Source organism: Paractinoplanes rishiriensis, from assembly GCF_016862375.1.
Classification (GTDB): Bacteria; Actinomycetota; Actinomycetes; order Mycobacteriales; family Micromonosporaceae; genus Actinoplanes; species Actinoplanes rishiriensis.
On sequence record NZ_BOMV01000029.1, the window covers coordinates 1 to 17,879 of the forward strand.

Below are 17,879 nucleotides of genomic sequence, written 5' to 3' on the forward strand. Positions count from 1 at the left end.
ACCCCGCGCTCCGCACCCCGCACCCCGCGCTCAGCGCTCCGCACCCCGCGCTCCGCACCCCGCGCTCCGCACCGCACGTCGCGCGCCGCACGTCGGCCGCGAGGTTGTCGTTTTACGGTTGCTCTGCGGCTCAGCGGCAGCAGATCGACAAGATCGAGTGGTAGCGCCGCTTGTCGGCCGCGAGGTTGTCGAATTGCGGTTGTTCGGTGGCTGTTCGGTGGCAGCAGATCGACAAGATTGCGCCGCGCACTCCGCGCTCTGCACCCCGCGCCCCCCCGCGCCGCACGTCGCGCGCCGCACCCCGCGCGCCGCGTGTCGGCCGCGAGGTTGTCGAATTGCGGTTGCTCGGTGGCAGCAGATCGACAAGATCGCGCCGCGCACTTCGCGCTCCGCACCCCGCCCCGCACGTCGCGCTCCGCCCCGCACGTCGCGCTCCGCCCCGCACCCCGCACGCGCGCGGCGCGACCTCGGCTCGTGGGTGGCGTGCGCGGGCGCCGATCGGATTCGCGGACGGCTGGGATTTCGGCTGCGTGACTTCGCGGTCTGTCGGCTTGCTAGCTCAGCGCCGCCGCGGGAGCGAGTCGCGAGCTGCTCGGGTCAGGGAGCGGGGGCCAGCCTGATCACCTCGACGGCGCCGGTCAGGCGGAGCGGGCCGGCCGCGTACGGCACCAGAAGCGTGTCGCCGAGCCGGACCGGAAGCTCGAAGCCCGCGCCCGTCAGCCGGCCCGCCCCGGACACCGCGACCAGGACGCTGAAGCCCTGCGCCAACTTGTCGCCGCCGCGCAGGCGCCGCGCGCTGAAGAATTCGTCGGCGGCTGCGGGCAGGGACGCGCCGCGCAGCGACTCGATCCGCGACGGGCTCCACGCGCCCCGGTCTACGCACTCCAGGGCCAGGTCGTAGCCCAGGCCCAAATGTCCGTCGGGGACGCCGAAGTTCTCCAGCAGCACCGAGAAGTCGGTCGGCTCCTGGATCTCCACCAGCAGGATGCCGTCGCCGATCGCGTGTGGCAGGCCGGCGGGGCACAGGATCGCGTCGCCCGCCGCCACCGGGATGCGGTTGGTGGCGGCCAGCATTTCGTCGGTCTTCTGCGCGGCCACCCAGCCGGCCAGCTCGGCGGTTTCCACGTCACGGGCAAAACCCAGGTGGACGTACGCGCCGGGCCGCGCCGACACGATCACCCAGGCTTCGGTTTTCCCGTACGGGAAGCCAGGTGCGCGGTGGCGAAACGCCGATCGGGATGCGCGTGCAGGGGCAGCCGCTGGCCCGCGTCGAGCAGCTTGACCAGGATGCCGGTGTCGGTGCGGCCGGGGCCGAGCCACCACAGCGGGTCGTCCGCGATCGCCTCCACCAGCAGCCGGCCGTCGGACAACGTGGACAGGCCGGAGGGTGCCAGGCCGAACCGGCTGGTCGTCGACCCCACCCAGTCCTCGGGGCGGTCGGCCAGCGCCGGCAGGTTGCGGAACTCGGCTATCCGGCCGGCGCCGCGATAGAACGTCGCGGGCTGGTTCGCGGAAAGTATCTCGATCACGATGAACGCCCCTTGGCGATGGCCGACAGGAAACCGCCGACGAACGTGTCCCCCAGCCCCACCGTGGTGGGATCGGCGACGTCCAGCGCGAAGCCGGGCACGCAGCGGACCCGGTCGCCCAGCTCGGCCCGCAGCGCCTCGGCGAAGTCCGCGGGCCGTCGCGGTCGCCGGCGCGTGGCGGCCACGTCCGCGTCGGTGAAGTCGTCGCCGTGGCAGTAGCGGACCGCGGCCATCAGCGTGCCGGTTTCCAGCGCCTCCACAAGGTTCGCGCTTTCGCCGAGCGCCGCCGCCCAGTATTTGGTGTGCAGCACCAGGGCCGGCACCGGGATGAGGGCGTGCACCTCGGTCAGTGCCGCTGCCACGTCGCGGGCCGACAGCAGGTCGACCGGGCGGTCCAGGTACGCCTGCAACTCGTCCTCGTTCAACCCGTACACGTCAATGTGGTTTTGCAGTTTCTCGCGGACCCGCCGGCTGAACGCGGGCTCGTGGTAGGCGGCGTCCTCGAAGTAGGTCACCGCCCCGGCCGGCAGTCGCCGGAGGTGTGTCCGCAACGTGTCCAGCCGCCGGTCGAGCAGGTCCTTGTCGCGCATCGCGTTGAAGCCCGAGATCAGGAAGACCTTGGCCCGGGCCAGCCGGTCGCCCAGTTCGCCGGTGAGCGCCATCGACTCGTTGGCCAGGTCGTTGACGTAGATCAGGCGGTTCGGGAACGGCGCCGTGATGCCGAGGCTCGGTACGGCCAGGCCCCGGTCGTACTGGACGATCAGGTGCGGGTAGAAGGTGTCCTCGGCGCCGCTGGAAACGTACTCGGTGCTCGCCGGCAACAGTCGCCGGACGACGTCGTTCACGCTGACCAGGTGCTGGGTGGACGGCACGCCGAGCCGGTCGAGCACGAGCCCGGCCCGCACCGACGTGCCGCCCAGCGTCGTGCGGTGCGGGAACCGGTCCGCGAACGTGGACAGTGTCGCGGCGGAGGCGACGAAATGCTCACCACCCCCGCCGCGCGCGACGTAGGAGAGGATCGACACCACGAGGTCCCGTTCGTCGGCGACCGTCGCCGGCGGCGTCAGCTCCACGATGTCGTAGCCGGCCACCAGGCGCTCCAGCACGCCGGCGGTGAGCTTGAGCTCGTAGTCGACGCAACCGCCCAGGCCGAGGACCACTCGGGACGCCGCCGCCATGTCAGTACAGCGAGCCCTTGCCGGTGGCACCGAACAGGTCGATCTTCTGGGCCGCGACCACCTGCATGGCCTCGATGCACGCCGGCTGGATGGCGTTGGGCTCGCGCACCTTGGGGTCGTTGCCCAGCACCTCGCGCATCCGGTTGTGGTAGGCCACCTTGATGTCGGTGGAGATATTGATCTTGTTGATGCCGATCCGGGAGGCCTCGGCGATCTCGTCGTCCGGGTTGTTGGAGCCGCCGTGCAGCACCAGCGGGATCTGCACCCGGCTCTTGATCTCCTTGAGCAGGTCGAGCTTCAGCTCCGGCTTGAGGTGCGCGGGATAGAAGCCGTGGAACGTGCCGATCGCCACGGCCAGGCTGTCCACGCCGGTCAGCTCGACGAACGTGACCGCGTCGTCCGGGTCGGTGTAGATGATCTCGGCGGCGCCGGCCTCGGCGTAGCTGTCGTTGGCGCCGATCGTGCCGAGTTCGGCCTCCACCGACAGGCCCAGGACGTGCGCGGAGTCGGTGACCTTCTTCGAGATCGCCACGTTCTCCTCGAACGGCTTCAGCGAGCCGTCGATCATGACCGAGGTGAAGCCGAACTGGACCGCCTGGAGGATCTGCTCGTAGGTGGCGCCGTGGTCCCAGTGGATGGCGACCGGCACGCTGGCGCGGTGCGACCGCTCCACGATGCCGGTGATCATCTCCCGGCCGATGTGCCGGACCTCGTCCGGGTGGATTCCGACGATCAGCGGGGCGTTCTTCTCCTCGCTGATCTCCACGATGCCCTGGAACATGGCCCAGTCGCTGATGTTGAAGGCGGGCACGGCGAAGCTGTTCTCGTTAGCGACATCCAGGATCGCCTTGCCGGTCGTCAGCATTTCCGCGTTTCTCCTTAAGACAAAGAAAAATCAGGCCTTGACGGCACCGGAGGTGAGCCCGCCGATGAACCGTTTCTGGAAGAGCAAAAAGAGGACGAGTACGGGAATGGAGCCGAGGATGCTCATCGCCATCATCTGGTTCCACTCGTACGAGTGCTGGCCCATGAGCAGCTGAATGCCGATGGGCACGGTGCGCATGTCGTCGGTGCGGGTGAGCGTCAGCGCGAACAGGTACTCGTTCCACGAGATCATGAACGTGTAGACGCCGACCGCGACCAGGCCCGGTACCGAGATCGGCACCAGGATCCGCCACAGCGCGGTCCAGCTGTTGCCGCCGTCGACCTTGACGGACTCGTCCAGTTCCCGGGGCAGCGTGTTCAGGTACGCGGTGGTCATGATGATCGCGTACGGCAGGGTGAACACCATGTGCGTGAGAATCAGGCCGGAATACGTGTTGTAGAGGCCGAGCGCAACGACCAGCCCGAAATAGGGAATGACCAGCGTGATCGGCGGCACCGCCTGCACGCTGACGATGACGGCGTTGATGGTGCGGTGGAACGGGAAAGTGAATCGGCTGAACGCGTACCCGGCCAGAATGGCGACCAGGAGCGTCAGTGCCGTCACCGACAGCGCGACGATGTAGCTGTTGAGGAAGAACCGCAGCTGGGCGCCGTTGCCGAGGATTTCGCGGTACGCGTCGAACGAGAAGTTCTCCGTGATCAGCTTCGGCGGTGACTGGAAAACCTCCCCGTTGCCCTTGAACGAGGTGGAGAGCATCCACAGCACGGGCAGGCCGGCGAAGAGCGCGCCGGCGGTCAGCCCGGTGAGGACGCCGGCCTTGGCGAGGGTGCGCCGGGTCGTGACGGTCGCCATGTCAGCGCTCCCTTTGCTGGCGTACGTAGAAGAAGGCCAGAACCATCGTGAGGAGCAGGACGATCACGGCAGCCGCCGACGCGGTCGCGAACTCGTACTCGCTGAACGCCTGCTTGTAGGTGTAGGTGCTGAGCATCTCGGTGGCGTTCAGCGGCCCGCCGCCGGTCATCATCCAGATCAGCGCGAACTGCTGGGACGTCCAGATCAGGTCGAGCACCGCCATGCTGATGATCACCGGGCGCAGCTGGGGGAGCGTCACGTGCAGGAACCGCTGCACCGGGTTGGCGCCGTCCACGGCGGCCGCCTCGTACAGGTCATGCGGTATGCCCTGGAGCCCGGCCAACAGGCTGATCATGAAGAACGGGTAGCCGGACCAGATGTTCGCGAACGTCACGACCCAGAGCGCCTTACTCGGATCGCCGAGCCAGTCCACGCCTTCCTGGATCAAACCCAGGGTCTGCAGTACGTAGTTGAGCACGCCGGCCGGGTCGACCAGCAGCCGCCAGATGACCGCGATCACCGCGATCGTGAACAGCCACGGCAGGATGTAGACGAGCCGGAACAGCGCCTTGGTGACCCCGCCCAGCAGCCTGGTGTTGAGCATCATTGCGAAGGCCAGGCCGAGCGCCAGGTGGGCCACCATGCTGACGGTGATGAAGACGGCGGTGTTCTTGATCGCGACCAGGAAGTCCGGGTCGGTGAGCACCTTGGAGTAGTTGGCCAGCCCGGCGAAGACCGAGTTCTCCTGCACGATCACGTTGTCCCGGAAGGAGTACCCGATCACCATGACGATCGGGACCACCATCAGAACCACGATCAAAATCAAAGTCGGGGACAGATAGCCGTACGGGACCACACGGCGGGCGGCGCTCGGCCGGTTGCGTGGTGGCGTCTCTGGCTCGACCGCGGTTTCCACTGCGGATAGCAAAGTCATCGTTCTCCTTCAGCGGCGCCGCGCCGGCGGCGAACCGGCGCGGCGTCCGGGCCGACTAGCCGATGACCGACGACCAGGATTCCTGCGACTTGGCGAGGGCGTCGTCGACGCTCGCCTTGCCGGTCAGCACGAGCTGGAGCTGCTCGTCGAAGCTGCGCATCAGTTCCTCGGACTTCGGCAGGCCGACGAACTCGTTGGCCGGGGTGCCCTGCTGGTAGATGTCGAAGGCGGTCTTGAACAGCGGGTCGCTGTTGCTGAAGTCGGGCTCGGCGGTCTTGTTGCCGGGGAAGCCGTTCGCCAGCGTGGCGAGCTTGCCGTTGGTCTCCTTGCTCAGCAGGAACTGCACGAGCTTGAACGCCTCGGCCTTGTGGTCGGACGAATCGGCAACCCCGATACCCCAGGACGCGTACGGGATCCCGCGTTTGCCGGTGTAGCCGTCCTCGGCGGGCAGCGGTGCCACCGCGAACTTCAGGTCCGGGGCGTTCTTCTTGATCAGGTTGATGTGCGCCAGCGAGTCGATCATCATGCCGACCTGGCCGGTGGTGAACTTCTCGACCTTGTCCTGTTCCTTCATGGTGAGCGCGCCGGGTGCGATGACGCCGGCGTCGTTCAGGCTTTTCACGTACTCGACCACGCTTTTGACCTGCGGGGTGGTGAGGGCCGGCTTGCCGTCGGCGAGCATCGAACCGCCGGACGCCCACAGCCAGGACATCACGTCGTTCTGGATGCCGTTCGGGACCGCGGTGTCGAGCGGGAGCGCCCAGCCCTTGACGTTGCCGCCGGTCGCGCTGATCTTCTTGGCCGCGTCGGCGAACTCGGTGCGGGTGCCCGGCACCGCGCTGACGCCGGCCTTGGACAGCAGGTCCTGGTTGACGAACAGCGGGTACACGAAGTTGACCACCGGGATCATGTAGGTCGCGTCCTTGTACTGCACCTGGCTGGCGAGCTGGCTCGCGTCGTAGCCGGCCTCGGTCATCAGCTTGGACAGGTCGGTGATCGCGCCCTGCTTGGCGAAGTCGTTGACCCAGGCGCCGTCCAGGCCCACCACGTCCGGCAGGGTCTTGGACGCCGCGCCGGTGACCAGCTGCTGCTTGGTCGAAGCGTACGGCGCGCTCAGCAGCTTGACCTTGATGTTCGGGTTCTGCGTCGTGAACTCGGTGATCAGCTTGTCGAACTCGCCGGCCGGGAGCTCGGGCGCCCACCACTGGGCGAACTCCAGCGTGACGGTGCCGTCCGCGCTGGTCTCGCCCGAGTCACCCGAACCGCACGCCCCCACGAACGCGACCAGTGCGGCCGCCGTTACTGCCCCTAAGAGTCGCTTCATGGCAGCTCCTTCTATCGAGATCTTTCTGTTCTCTGCTGGGTTGGCGTCACGTTAGCAGCGTGTTACGTCGGTGGACAAGCGAAGAACCGCAAGAAACAGCACAGTGTGGCAAGATGGAGGCGGCTCTCGGCGTCAATTTGCGGCATGACCGCACGGTTGTGGCATACTGCCGCACTTATGAGGGGGACCAGTGAGCGTTGACAGGGACGAGCGACAGCGCCATCTGCCGGCCGGCCGCAAGGCTCAGCTGGCCGCGTACGTCGCCGACGCCGGTCAGGTCACGGTGGGGGAGCTGGCCGAGCGTTTCGGCGTGTCGATCGACACCGTGCGGCGCGATCTCGACCAGCTGAGCGCCGACGGGGTGCTGGTGCGCACGTACGGCGGGGCGGTCAGTCTGTCGACGATCTCGCGCACCGACCGCGCGGTCGACCAGCGGCTGACCCTCCAGGAGGAGGAGAAGGGGAAGATCGCGGCGCTGGCCGCCCCGCTGGTCCAGGACGGCTCCACCATCATGATCAACGGCGGCACCACCACCCTGGCGCTGGCCCGCGAGCTGCGCCAGCACCGCGACCTCACGGTGGCCACCAACAACCTGCTGGTGCCGGGCGCGCTGCCGCCCACCGCGATCCGGGACATCTACTTCTTCGGCGGCGCGGTGCGCTCGCTCACGCTGGCCACCGTCGGGCCGGTCAGCTTCCGCGCGAACACCGGCGCCGACCTGGACATCAGCTGCGACCTGGCGCTGATCGGCGTGGGCGCGATCGACGCCGAGACCGGCTACACGACCAGCAATCTCGCCGAGGCCGCGATGATGCAGGAGATGATCGCGCGCGCCACCCGGGTGGCCATCCTGGCCGACTCGTCGAAGTTCGGCCGCCGGCTGTTCGCCCAGGTGTCCGAGCTGGCCAGCGCCGACTACCTGATCACCGACACCGCCCCGCCGGCCGGCCTGCGCGACGCGCTGGCCGCGGCCGGGGTGCAGCTGATCACCCCGGGGCCGAAAGGCTAGAGCCGCCGTTCCCGCCGGCGCCGTTCTCGCCGGCGCTGTTCTCGCCGGTGCCGGGCTCCTCCGGTGCGGGGCGGGCGAGGGTGGCGACCTCGGCGTGGACCGCGTCGGCCTGCGGCAGGCCCAGGTCGCGGTAGCCCGCCAACGCCCGTTGGTAGTGGTCCCAGGCAAAGACGGCGAAGCCCAGGTCGTGGTGGGCCCGGCCGAGTCCGGCGTGTGCCCGGGCCTGCTCGTCGGGGAGGTTGGCGCCGGTGGCCACCGACAGGGCGGCGCTGTGGTGGGTGGCGGCGTCGGCCGGGTAGCCCGCGTGCCGGGAGGCCTCGCCCAGGCCGTTCAGCGCGGAGGCCTCGCCGTCCGGCTCGCCGATCTCGCGGAACAACGCCAGGGCCCGCTGCTGATATGCGGCGGCGGCGGAGAAGTCGCCCAACCGCTCCCTGATCTCGCCCAGGTTGGTCAGCGCGCCCGCCACGCCGCTGCGATCACCCACCTGCTCGTGCAGGGCTAGCGCGCGGAGCTGGTAATCGGCCGCTTCGGGATAGAAACCGTGCCGCGCCTCGACCTCGCCGAGGTTGCTCAGCGCGCGCGCCTCGCCGAGGAGGTCGCCCACGTCCCGGAACAGCGTCAGCGCCCGATGCAGCCTGGTGGTCGCCTCGTCGAGCCGGCCGAGCCGGTGGTAGACCGTGCCGATGCCCAGCTGGGCGGACGCCTCACCGGCCGGGTCGCCGGCCCGCCGGGCGGCGTCGCTGGCACACTCGCCCACGGTCAGCGCGTCGGTGTAGTGCCCGCCCTGCAGGTAGCGGAACAGCGTGCTGCTCAACCGCACCGCCTGGTCGGCTCGGCCCTGGGCGGCGCACTGCAGCACGGTCGCGACCAGGCTGGCGCGCTCGGCGTCCAGCCAGGCCCGGGCGGCGTCGGGAGTGGTTACGTCGGGTGCCGACGGCGGCGGCGGTGCGGTCCGCGGGCGGCGGACCGCCTGCTCCGGATAGAGGGTGTCGGTCGCCGCCGTGGCCATCGACAGGTAGTGCCGCCGGAGCCGGTCCAGCGCCGGACCGGTGTGGTCGCCGGCGTCGGTGGCGAGATGCGCGGCGTAGGCGTGCAGCAGATCGTGGATGCCGTAACGCTCCGCGCCGACCCGGTGAATCAGGTGTGCCCGGGTCAGCTCGCGGAGAATTCGCCGCGCGTGCGCCAGGTCGAGCCGGGCCGTCGCGGCGACCGCGTGCACGTCGAAATGCGGCCCGGGATGCAGCCCCAGCAGCCGGAACGTCCGCGCCGCCGGCTCCGTGAGGGCACGGACCGACCAGGAGAAAACGGTGGTCACCGCCGACCGCGGGTCGCCGCCGGGATCCAGCAGGCCGAGCCGCCGCCGGTCGGACAGCTCGGCCACCAGGGCGGCCAGCGAGCCGTCCGGCCGCCCGGCGGCCAGCTCGGCGGCGATCCGTAACGCCAGCGGAAGCCCGGCGCACCGGGACACCAGCTCGGCGGCGGCCGCCGGCTCGGTGTCGACGCGGGGGCCGACGAGCCGGCGCAGCAGAGCGGTCGCGTCGGCGCCCGGCAGCGGGTCCAGCACCAGCCGGTGGGCCCCCTCCCGCGCCACCAGCCCGGGCATGCTGTCCCGGCTGGTCACCAGGACCACGCACCGGCCGGCGCCGGGCAACAGCGGGCGGGCCTGCTCGACCGTCCCGGCGTTGTCCAGCAGGACCAGCATCCGCCGGTTGGCGAGCCTGGTGCGGTAGGCCGCGGCGCGCTCGTCCAGGCCGACCGGGATCTCGTCCATCGGTACCCCCAGCGCGGACAGCAGCCGGGTCAGCGCCTCGCCCGGGTCGACCGGCCGGTCCGGGTCGTAGCCGCGCAGGTCCAGGTAGAGCTGGCCGTCCGGGAAACGCTTCCGGCGGCGATGAGCCCAGCGTACGGCCAGCGCGGTCTTGCCCACGCCGGCCGTGCCGGCCACCGCGCAGATCACCGCGGTGCTGCGTCCGTCGGCAGCGAGCAGGGCGTCGAGGCGGTCCAGCTCGGCGGCGCGACCGGTGAAGCCGGCCACCTCGGTCGGCAGCTGCGCGGGCGTCACCGGGCCGGCGGCACCGATCGGTGGGAGGCCGGCGCCGCTGGCGGCCCGGAAGAATCTCGCCCGGGACGCGCCGTCCAGGCCGAACCCGTCGGCCAGGCGGCGCGCGGAAGCCTGCCGCGGCGCGGTCACCCGGCCCGCTTCCAGCTCCCGGATCGTGCGTGCGCTGACTCCGGTGCGAGCGGCCAGTTCCTCCTGTGTCAGGCCCGCTCGTCGCCGGTATTCGCCCACAAGCTGTCCGAACATGCGCCCCCCCAGCGCTTGACGTCAGCACAGTCTGACAGCGAGTTGACCTCCGCGCTGCCCTGCCGGTGGCGCCCCGGCCGGCCGGGCTTCCGGCGAACTGCCGTTCAGTTGCCGTTTGCCTGCCTGGTGACCGGCGGCCATCTCCGTCCAGAGTGGAGCAGCCGAGAATAGAAAAGGTGAGCTGACATGAAGCCGGCCCCGCCGTTACCGCGCCACACGTCCCGCCTCGGCGTATCCAGCGCGCTGGCCTTCCGCCGCAACCCCCTCGGCTTCCTCGGCACCGGGGTGGACGACTGCGGTGACGTCTACCGGTTCAGCCTGCTCGGCCTGCCGGTCGTGCTGGTCAACCATCCCGACTACATTCAGCACGTCCTGGTCGAGAACGGCGAGAACTACGACAAGAACGCGGTCCTCTTCCGGATCGTCCGGCCGGTGCTGCGCCAGGGACTGATCGGCAACGCCGACATCGAGCTCTGGCGTCGCCAGCGGCGGATGATGGCGCCGCACTTCACCCCCCGCACGGTGCAGCGGTTCGCGGAGTTCATGACCGAGGAGACCGAGCTGACCGCCCGCCAGTGGCGGCCCGGGAGCATCGTCGACCTGACCGACGCCATCGGCCAGCTGGCGCTGCGCATCGTGAACCGGTCGCTGTTCAGCGCGGCCGTCGGACCCCGGGCGCGTGCCTTCGAGGAGGCGTTCGGTGAAGCGAACACGATCCTCGGCCGCTACTTCCGGTTCCCGTTCCCGCCGCTGTCGGTGCCGACCCGGGCGCATCGGCGGTTGCGCTCGGCGATCGCCCGGATGGACGACTTCGTCGCGACGTCGGTCCGCGAGCGGGTCGAGGCGGGCGCCCGGGCCGACGATCGGGCCGACCTGCTGACGCTGCTGCTCAACAGCGTGGACGACGACCGGGCGATGGACGCCCAGCAACTGCACGACGAGGTCCTGAACCTCTGCATCGGCGCCTACGAGACGACCACGAACACGCTTGCCTGGGCGTTCTATCTGCTGGCCCGGCATCCGGAGGTCGAGGCCGCGGTGCACGCCGAGGTCGACACCGTGCTGGGTGGTCGTACGCCGGAATTCGCCGATCTGGCCAACCTGCCGTACATCCGGATGGTCGTGGACGAGACCCTGCGGCTCTACTCGCCGGCCTATCAGTTCATGCGACGGGCGCGGAAGCCGGACGAGATCGGGGGCCACCGGATTCCGGCCGGTACCAACGTTTTGATCAACAGCTATCTGCTGCACCGGCATCCGGATTTCTGGCCCGACGCGGAGCGGTTCGACCCGACCCGGTTCAGTCCCGAGCGGGTGGCGGAACGCCCGAAACACGCGTACGTGCCGTTCGGCAGCGGTCAGCGCGTGTGCATCGGCAAACACTTCGCCCTCACCGAGCTGACGCTGGTGCTGGCGACCATCGCCCAGCACCACCGGTTCGTGGCGCCCTACGAGCCGTTCGAGATCAGCCCGGACCCGCTGATCACATTGCATCCCAAGGGCGGCGTGCACCTGCGGGTGCTGCCGCGCGAGTCCGGCCGCACGGCCGATCCGGAAGGGGCGCCCCGGTGACCGACGAACCCCTCGACATCGACTGCCCGTTCCCCGGTGCGGTCAACCCGCACGTGTCGTTCGCGCGCGAGCACCTCGCCTCCTGGGTCCGGAACCTCGGCCTGGTCCGGGAGACTCCGGCGCTCCGGCGGTTCGACCGCGCGGATTTCGCGTGGTTCGCCGCCGTGGTTCATCCGTCCGCGGACGCCCGGCGCTGCGCCCTCGTCGCGCAGTGGTTCGCCTGGCTGTTCCTGATCGACGATCAGCTCGATGACGGCGTCTTCGGCACCGACCTGACCGCGGGCCGCAAGATGCGCCAGGAGATGAGCGCGGTGCTGCGCGGGGCGGAGCCCGATTCGCCGGCACTGGTGGCCCTCGCCGATCTGTGGACCCGTACCTCCGCCGGCACCAGCGCCGCCTGGCGTGCCCGCTTCGCCGGCCACCTGGACGAATGCCTGCGCCAGGCGACCGAGTGGGAGGCTGCCAACCGCGTGCGGCAGGTGGTGCCGGACGAGCGGACGTACATCCGCAATCGCCGGCACACCGGCGCCATCTACGTCTGCATGGACCTGATCGAGATCGTCGAGGGCGTGGAACTGGCGCCGGAGGTGGTCGCCTCGGCCGACTTCGCAGCGGCGCTCGACGCCGCCTGCAACGTGGTGTGCTGGACCAACGATTTCTACTCGCTGGAGAAGGAACGCGCGCACGGGGAGGTGCACAACCTCGTCTACCTGGTGGAGCACCACCGCCGCTGGCCGTCGTCGGCGGCCCGGCAGCACGTCCGCGCCGAGACAGCGGCCGAGACGGCACGTTACGTCCGACACGAGCGGGAGCTGCTCCACCGGCGTCCCGCGCACGCTGCGGTGCTGACCCGGGTGACCGCCGGTATGCGGTCCTGGATCACCGGCAACAACCTGTGGTCGCGGCGCACCCACCGGTACACCGCGGAGGCCCTGCGCTCGCCGGAGAACTATCTCGAGGCGACGCTGCTGGGCAACGGGTCATGACCGTCGCGCTGTCCCGGAGCGACCGCGACCGCGCGCTGGGCCTGCTCGCGGTCGCTCGCCGGCGGCTGCAACCGCATCTGCGGCTGGCGGTCTCGAGTCTCACCGGCCCGAGCCGGACGGTGGCCTACTACCACCTGGGCTGGGCCGACCGCGACGGTGCTCCGGCCGACCGGCGCAGCGGCAAAATGCTGCGCGGCGCCCTGGCCATCGCCTGCGCACAGGCTGCGGGTGGCCGGGCGGCCGATGCGTTCGACGCGGCGACCGCCGTGGAGCTGGTGCACAACTTCTCGCTGCTGCACGACGACGTGATGGACGAGGACACCACCCGCCGGGGCGTGCCGACCGCCTGGTCGGTGTTCGGCCGGGCGCAGGCGGTACTGGCCGGTGATGCCCTGCTCACCCTGGCCTTCGCCGTGCTCGCCAAGAACACTCGTGAGGCGCGGAGCGTGCCGCTCGTGCACGAGTTGTGCGTCGCGATGCTCGGCCTCGTCGAGGGCCAGGGTGCCGACCTGGAATTCGAGCGGCGCACCGGCATCGGCACGGCGGAGTGCCTGGCGATGAGCGCTGCCAAGACCGGGGCGCTGATCGCCGCGGCCTGTGCGATGGGGGCGATCACGGCCGGTGCGCCACCGGCCACCGTGACCGGTCTCCGCGAGTTCGGGCTGCAGCTCGGCGTCGCCTTCCAGATCGCGGACGACCTGATCGGTCTGCGGGGCGACCCGGCGGTCAGCGGCAAGCCGGTCGGCGCCGACGTCGCCCGCCGCAAGATGACCCTCCCGGTGGTGGCGGCGATCGGCGCCGACCACCCGGCGGCGGCCCGCCTCGAAGCGGTCTACCGGGACCACCGGCCACTGTCACCCGAGGAGATCCACGACGTGACCGGGCTGATCGAGCGCCTCGGCGGAGGCGCGTCGGCCCAGGCGGAGATGGCCCGCCGGAGCCACCTGGCGGAGGCGGCCCTGGCATCGCTCCCGCTCGACGCCCGGATCGCCGAGGACCTGCGGGCCGTTCTCCGGATGGCGGTGGACCGGGACCACTGACTCCAGGGCAGCTCGGAGCGTTCCCGCCAATATCGGTCGCGCGGGGCCGGCAGGCCGGCGGCGCGGCCCAGGTTGAGGTAGCCCGGGCGGCCGCCCGCGGCCAGTCCGAGCCCGATCCGGGCGGTCACGACGGGCTCAGTGTGCGGGCGTCCGTGCCGATCGCGGACAGGAAGCCCTCCAGCGCGAACGTCGCGGCGCCCAGGCTCACCGGGTTGCCGGCGATCTGGCAGATCGTGATCTCGGTGTGCGCCAGCGGCCGGCGCAGGGCGTGCTGGGCCACCAGCGGCCGGGCGTGCTCCAGCAGCGGCTCGCCCAGCCGGGCGGCGACCCAGCTGGACAGCACCACGACCTCGGGGTTGGTCATGTTGATCAGGTCGGCGATGGCGACCGCCAGGTAGCGGGCGGTCTCGGCGACCACCGCGACCGCGACCGGGTCGCCCGCGCGGTAGGCGGCGGCCAGCGCGTCGATGGTCGCGGTCTGGTCGTCCTCGTGCAGCAGCGGGCTGTCCGGGGCGAGCTCGCGCAGCTGCGTCATGATCCCGGGCGCGCCCACGTACGCCTCCACGCAGCCCCGGCTGCCGCAGCGGCACGGCCGTCCGTCCATCACCAGCGTGGTGTGGCCCCACTCGCCGGCGCTGTTGGTGGCGCCGCGGTAGAGCTGCCCGTGAAACGCCAGACCGGCCCCGATGCCGGTGCCCAGGGTGAGCACGGCGACGTCGTCCCGGCCGCGGCCGGCGCCGAACCACAGCTCGGCCACCACGCCGGCGCGCAGCGGGTTGTCCAGATAGAGCGGCACGTCCAGGGAGGCCGCCAGCTGGTCGCGCAGCGGCACGTCGTGCCAGTCCCAGTTCGGGGCGAACACCGAGACGCCGCCGTCCCGGTCGACCTGGCCGGGCACGCTCACCCCGACGCCGAGCAGCTGGGCGTCGTCCACGCCGGCCTGGCTCAGCACCGTGCGCAGGCTGGAGACGATGTGCGCGACCACCGGCTCGGGGTGGCTCTCCTGCGACGGGTGCAGCTCCTCCTCGACGCTGGCCAGCACCCGGAAGGCCGCGTCGAAGAGCTCCACGTGCACGTACGTCTCAGCCACGTCGACGCCGGCCAGCACCCCGCCGGCGCGGTGCACCGCGACCAGGCCGCGCGGCCGCCCCCCGTTCGAGTCCTGGAATCCGACCTCCTCGAGCAGGCCCACCTGGAGCAGCTCGCCGACGAGGTTGGACACGGTGGCGAGGCTCAGCCCGGTGTCCGCGGCGATCTGCTGCCGCGCCGCGGTCCCGGCCGCGATGATGTGCCGCAGCACCTCGAACCGGTTCGCGACCCGGATGTCCCGGGATGTGCGTTTCACGGTGTTCACCTCGCCGACTGAGAGCTCCGCCAACCCTTAGTCTAAGTTCCTTCTCCGCTCCGGCTTGATCGGGAACGCCCCTGCGCATTGACGGTAGCCGCTGGTCCGCATAACTTACGTGGAGCATCCGGAAGTTACGAGCGTACCTCCGATGTCCTCTAAGGAGTCACCTTGCGTAAGACCACCCGTGCCGCCGTGGCCGTCCTCGCCGCGGCGGCACTTCTCAGCATTGGTGCCCAGCCGGTCCAGGCCGGCGGCGCCCACGGTAAAAAGCAGACGTTACGTTCCGCGGCTCCCCGAGACTTGCGAATCGGCACCGCGGTCGCCGGCGGCGGCCACCACGTCGACCAGCCGTACCCCGATCCGTTCCCGAACGACAAGCAGTACCGGGCCGTGCTGGCCCACGAATTCAACTCCGCCTCGCCGGAGAATCAGATGAAGTGGGAGTTCATCCACCCCGAGCGCGACCGGTACAACTTCGGGCCGGCCGACGCGATCGTGAAGTTCGCCCGCAAGCACGGCCAGGCGGTCCGCGGGCACACCCTGCTATGGCACAGCCAGAATCCGGCGTGGCTGGAGCAGGGCACGTTCACCAAGGCCGAGCTGCGGTCCATTCTCAAGAAGCACATCTTCACGGTGGTCGGCCGGTACCGCGGCCAGATCCACCAGTGGGACGTCGCCAACGAGATCTTCGACGGCAACGGCGCCTACCGCCAGGAGAACATCTGGATCCGGGAGCTCGGCCCGGAGATCGTGGCGGACGCGTTCCGCTGGGCGCACCAGGCCGACCCGAAGGCCCAGCTGTTCCTCAACGACTACGGCGTGGAGTGGCCGGGCGTCAAGGTGGACGCGTACGAGGCGCTCGCCCGCCAGCTGCTCGCCGACCGGGTGCCGCTGCACGGCTTCGCCTCGCAGGCCCACCTGAGCATGCGCTACGGCGCGCCGGACCAGCTCCAGTCGGTGCTCCAGCGCTTCGACGACCTGGGCCTCTACACCGCGGTCACCGAGCTCGACGTCCGGATGGACCTGCCCGAGGGCGGTGTGCCGACCGAGGAGCAGCTGGCCACCCAGGCGCGGTACTACACGACCACGCTGAACGCCTGCCTGGCCGTCGACGACTGCAACTCGTTCACCCTCTGGGGTTTCACCGACAAGTACTCGTGGGTGCCGGTGTTCTTCCCGGCCGAGGGCGCCGCCACCGTGATGTGGGACGACTTCGGCCGTAAGCCGGCCTACTACGCCCTGCGCGACGCCCTGGCCGCCGCGCGCTGACGCACCGGGCTCGGGGTGGTCAGTAGTGACCACCCCGAGCACCTATTCCTGCCAGCCGCGGCGGGGGATGCGCCTGCCCGACCTCGGCTGCGGCGTCGCCCGGTTGGCCGGGGCCACCCGGACGAACTCCGGTCGTCGACGAGCTCGATCTGCTGGTGCTGCGCTGAGACCGTTTGCCTCTAATGTCTATGCATGAGTCTGGAAGAGCTCAAGCCTGGCATCTACGCGTGGGTGCAGCCGGACGGCACCTGGTGGCTCAACAACGCGGGGGCGGTGGCCGGCGACGACGGGATGCTGGTGGTCGACACGTGCGCCACCGCGGCCCGCACGATGCGGTTTCTGGACGCGCTGCCGGAACGCCCGATCCGCTGGGCGGTCAACACTCATCAGCACGGCGATCACACGTACGGCAATAGCCTGTTGCCTGTGACGACGGTGCTGATCGGCCACGAACGCATGCGCGAGGGACTGCGGGTCGACCCCATCATCGACGGGTGCCCGCCCTTCTGGCAGCCGGTGCCCGACTGGGGGCCGGTCAGCCGGCGCCTGCCCGACCTGACGGTCACCTCCGACCTGACGGTGCACGTCGGGGGCCGGCGGGTCGAGGTGCGGCATCCGGGACGGACCGCGCACACCCCGGGCGACCTGATCGCCTGGCTGCCCGAGGAGCGGGTGCTGTTCGCCGGCGACCTGGTCTTCGCGGGGCTGACGCCGCTGGTCTTCATGGGCTCGGTGACCGGCGCGCTGGACGCGATCGACTGGCTGGCCGCGCTCGACCCGGAGGTCCTGGTGCCGGGGCACGGTCCGGTGCAGACCGGCGACGGCATCGCCCGGGTCTTCGACGACCACCGCCGGTACTACCGCCACGTGCTCTCGGTGGCGGCCGCCGGCATGGTCGACGGCCTGACCCCGCTGGCGGCCGCCCGCCGGGCCGACCTGGGCGAGTTCGCCGGCTGGGCCGACGCCGAGCGGCTGGTGCTCAACCTGCACCGGGTGTACGCCGACAGCGAGGGCCGCGACCTCGACCTGGTGGCCGCCCTGGCGGACGCCACCGCCTGGCTGGGCGGCCCGATGCGGACCGCCGTTTAGCCATGGCCCGGGTGCTGGGTCCGTACCCGCTGTGCCTGCTCTGCCAGCGGATCAACGGCGGGCTCGTCGCGGTCCGGCACCGCCAGGTCCACCTGCGGGCCGCGGGCCGGGAGGCGTGCGTCGACCGCGGCCTGGCCGGGCTGATGGCGGTCCTGTGGGAGGTCTGCGAGACGCGGAGCTGCTGCGAGGGGGACGGCGACGAGGCCTACGTGGTCCCGGCTCCGAAAACCGAGGAGGCGGCGGTCGCCCTGCTTGCGCGGCTGCGGCTGCATCCGCGGGCCGATGCGGGCACGGTGTACTTCCGGCCGGCCTACTACCTCGGGGACAAGGACGAGGTGCGACGGCAGCTGGCACGCCCGCCCAGCACCCAGTGGCACTGGCGGGTGACCGCGGGCGGCTACTTCGAGCAGTTCCGCCCGGTCGAGGCGTACGTCCCACCGGATCTGACGGAGACGGACGAGCAACTCGGCGAGGTCGGCGACGACGGGGTCGGCCGGGGCGCCGGCTGACGCGGGCGGGCCGCGGCGGTTGAGCCGCACCGGCCGGATGCCGGCGGCG

General features: G+C 70.8%; 16 protein-coding genes. 7 read left to right on the top strand and 9 right to left on the bottom strand.

Annotated elements, in window-relative coordinates:
* Positions 1–597: 597 nt before the first annotated feature.
* Genes Ari01nite_RS14425 through Ari01nite_RS14455 form a run of 7 tightly spaced genes read right to left on the bottom strand, consistent with a single transcriptional unit; the run spans position 598 to position 6,703 of the window.
* On the bottom strand, positions 598–1,173 hold the full coding sequence (locus tag Ari01nite_RS14425) for a hypothetical protein (RefSeq protein ID WP_203781737.1): 576 nt from the start codon (positions 1,171–1,173) through the stop codon (positions 598–600).
* Between the two features lie 2 nt (positions 1,174–1,175).
* Positions 1,176–1,529: a cupin domain-containing protein gene (locus Ari01nite_RS14430; RefSeq protein WP_203781738.1), complete on the bottom strand. Its 354-nt coding sequence runs from the start codon at positions 1,527–1,529 to the stop codon at positions 1,176–1,178.
* Positions 1,526–2,707, bottom strand: a complete 1,182-nt coding sequence (locus Ari01nite_RS14435) for an ADP-dependent glucokinase/phosphofructokinase (RefSeq protein WP_203781739.1) — start codon at positions 2,705–2,707, stop codon at positions 1,526–1,528. The genes Ari01nite_RS14430 and Ari01nite_RS14435 overlap by 4 nt, the downstream gene beginning before the upstream one ends.
* 1 nt (position 2,708) lies before the next feature.
* Entirely contained in the window at positions 2,709–3,572 is an 864-nt protein-coding gene (locus Ari01nite_RS14440) for a ketose-bisphosphate aldolase (RefSeq protein WP_203781740.1), read from the bottom strand.
* A 30-nt stretch (positions 3,573–3,602) separates the two neighbouring features.
* Positions 3,603–4,445, bottom strand: a complete 843-nt coding sequence (locus Ari01nite_RS14445; RefSeq protein WP_203781741.1) for a carbohydrate ABC transporter permease — start codon at positions 4,443–4,445, stop codon at positions 3,603–3,605.
* A 1-nt stretch (position 4,446) separates the two neighbouring features.
* Positions 4,447–5,379, bottom strand: a complete 933-nt coding sequence (locus Ari01nite_RS14450; protein WP_203781742.1) for a carbohydrate ABC transporter permease — start codon at positions 5,377–5,379, stop codon at positions 4,447–4,449.
* 55 nt (positions 5,380–5,434) lie between these two features.
* Positions 5,435–6,703 (bottom strand): ABC transporter substrate-binding protein, encoded by a 1,269-nt coding sequence (locus tag Ari01nite_RS14455; RefSeq protein ID WP_239162746.1) that lies wholly within the window; start codon positions 6,701–6,703, stop codon positions 5,435–5,437.
* 190 nt (positions 6,704–6,893) lie between these two features.
* On the opposite strand from Ari01nite_RS14455, the gene Ari01nite_RS14460 reads away from it, so the two are divergent.
* Complete coding sequence (locus Ari01nite_RS14460; RefSeq protein ID WP_239162747.1) at positions 6,894–7,712, top strand: DeoR/GlpR family DNA-binding transcription regulator; 819 nt, start codon at positions 6,894–6,896, stop codon at positions 7,710–7,712.
* On the opposite strand, the gene Ari01nite_RS14465 is transcribed toward Ari01nite_RS14460, so the two are convergent.
* A complete protein-coding gene (locus Ari01nite_RS14465; RefSeq protein WP_203781743.1) occupies positions 7,690–10,017 on the bottom strand; it encodes an ATP-binding protein in 2,328 nt (775 codons plus the stop codon). The two genes, Ari01nite_RS14460 and Ari01nite_RS14465, sit on opposite strands and share 23 nt — an antisense overlap.
* A gap of 186 nt (positions 10,018–10,203) precedes the next feature.
* On the opposite strand from Ari01nite_RS14465, the gene Ari01nite_RS14470 reads away from it, so the two are divergent.
* The 3 genes from Ari01nite_RS14470 to Ari01nite_RS14480 are packed head-to-tail and all read left to right on the top strand — an operon-like array spanning position 10,204 to position 13,615.
* A complete protein-coding gene (locus tag Ari01nite_RS14470) occupies positions 10,204–11,589 on the top strand; it encodes a cytochrome P450 (RefSeq protein ID WP_203781744.1) in 1,386 nt (461 codons plus the stop codon).
* Positions 11,586–12,575, top strand: coding sequence for a terpene synthase family protein (locus tag Ari01nite_RS14475; protein WP_203781745.1), 990 nt, complete (start codon positions 11,586–11,588; stop codon positions 12,573–12,575). The genes Ari01nite_RS14470 and Ari01nite_RS14475 overlap by 4 nt, the downstream gene beginning before the upstream one ends.
* Positions 12,572–13,615 (top strand): polyprenyl synthetase family protein, encoded by a 1,044-nt coding sequence (locus Ari01nite_RS14480; RefSeq protein WP_203781746.1) that lies wholly within the window; start codon positions 12,572–12,574, stop codon positions 13,613–13,615. The genes Ari01nite_RS14475 and Ari01nite_RS14480 overlap by 4 nt, the downstream gene beginning before the upstream one ends.
* A 124-nt stretch (positions 13,616–13,739) precedes the next feature.
* Here Ari01nite_RS14480 and Ari01nite_RS14485 read toward each other — a convergent pair whose 3' ends face one another.
* Complete coding sequence (locus Ari01nite_RS14485; protein WP_239162748.1) at positions 13,740–14,960, bottom strand: ROK family transcriptional regulator; 1,221 nt, start codon at positions 14,958–14,960, stop codon at positions 13,740–13,742.
* Between the two features lie 171 nt (positions 14,961–15,131).
* On the opposite strand from Ari01nite_RS14485, the gene Ari01nite_RS14490 reads away from it, so the two are divergent.
* From Ari01nite_RS14490 to Ari01nite_RS14500, 3 genes are all read left to right on the top strand, one after another.
* Positions 15,132–16,232 (top strand): endo-1,4-beta-xylanase, encoded by a 1,101-nt coding sequence (locus Ari01nite_RS14490; RefSeq protein ID WP_239162749.1) that lies wholly within the window; start codon positions 15,132–15,134, stop codon positions 16,230–16,232.
* 192 nt (positions 16,233–16,424) lie between these two features.
* A complete protein-coding gene (locus Ari01nite_RS14495) occupies positions 16,425–17,321 on the top strand; it encodes an MBL fold metallo-hydrolase (RefSeq protein WP_203781747.1) in 897 nt (298 codons plus the stop codon).
* A 2-nt stretch (positions 17,322–17,323) separates the two neighbouring features.
* On the top strand, positions 17,324–17,830 hold the full coding sequence (locus Ari01nite_RS14500) for a hypothetical protein (RefSeq protein WP_203781748.1): 507 nt from the start codon (positions 17,324–17,326) through the stop codon (positions 17,828–17,830).
* The last annotated feature ends 49 nt before the right edge of the window (positions 17,831–17,879 follow it).

Bases quoted from the DNA above. Each gene is read 5' to 3' on its own strand.
- Ari01nite_RS14435 (WP_203781739.1), bottom strand. From the start codon at position 2,707: ATGGCGGCGGCGTCCCGAGTGGTCCTCGGCCTGGGCGGTTGCGTCGAC.
- Ari01nite_RS14440 (WP_203781740.1), bottom strand. From the start codon at position 3,572: ATGCTGACGACCGGCAAGGCGATCCTGGATGTCGCTAACGAGAACAGC.
- Ari01nite_RS14445 (WP_203781741.1), bottom strand. From the start codon at position 4,445: ATGGCGACCGTCACGACCCGGCGCACCCTCGCCAAGGCCGGCGTCCTC.
- Ari01nite_RS14450 (WP_203781742.1), bottom strand. From the start codon at position 5,379: ATGACTTTGCTATCCGCAGTGGAAACCGCGGTCGAGCCAGAGACGCCA.
- Ari01nite_RS14455 (WP_239162746.1), bottom strand. From the start codon at position 6,703: ATGAAGCGACTCTTAGGGGCAGTAACGGCGGCCGCACTGGTCGCGTTC.
- Ari01nite_RS14465 (WP_203781743.1), bottom strand. From the start codon at position 10,017: ATGTTCGGACAGCTTGTGGGCGAATACCGGCGACGAGCGGGCCTGACA.
- Ari01nite_RS14470 (WP_203781744.1), top strand. From the start codon at position 10,204: ATGAAGCCGGCCCCGCCGTTACCGCGCCACACGTCCCGCCTCGGCGTA.
- Ari01nite_RS14480 (WP_203781746.1), top strand. From the start codon at position 12,572: ATGACCGTCGCGCTGTCCCGGAGCGACCGCGACCGCGCGCTGGGCCTG.
- Ari01nite_RS14495 (WP_203781747.1), top strand. From the start codon at position 16,425: ATGAGTCTGGAAGAGCTCAAGCCTGGCATCTACGCGTGGGTGCAGCCG.
- Ari01nite_RS14500 (WP_203781748.1), top strand. From the start codon at position 17,324: ATGGCCCGGGTGCTGGGTCCGTACCCGCTGTGCCTGCTCTGCCAGCGG.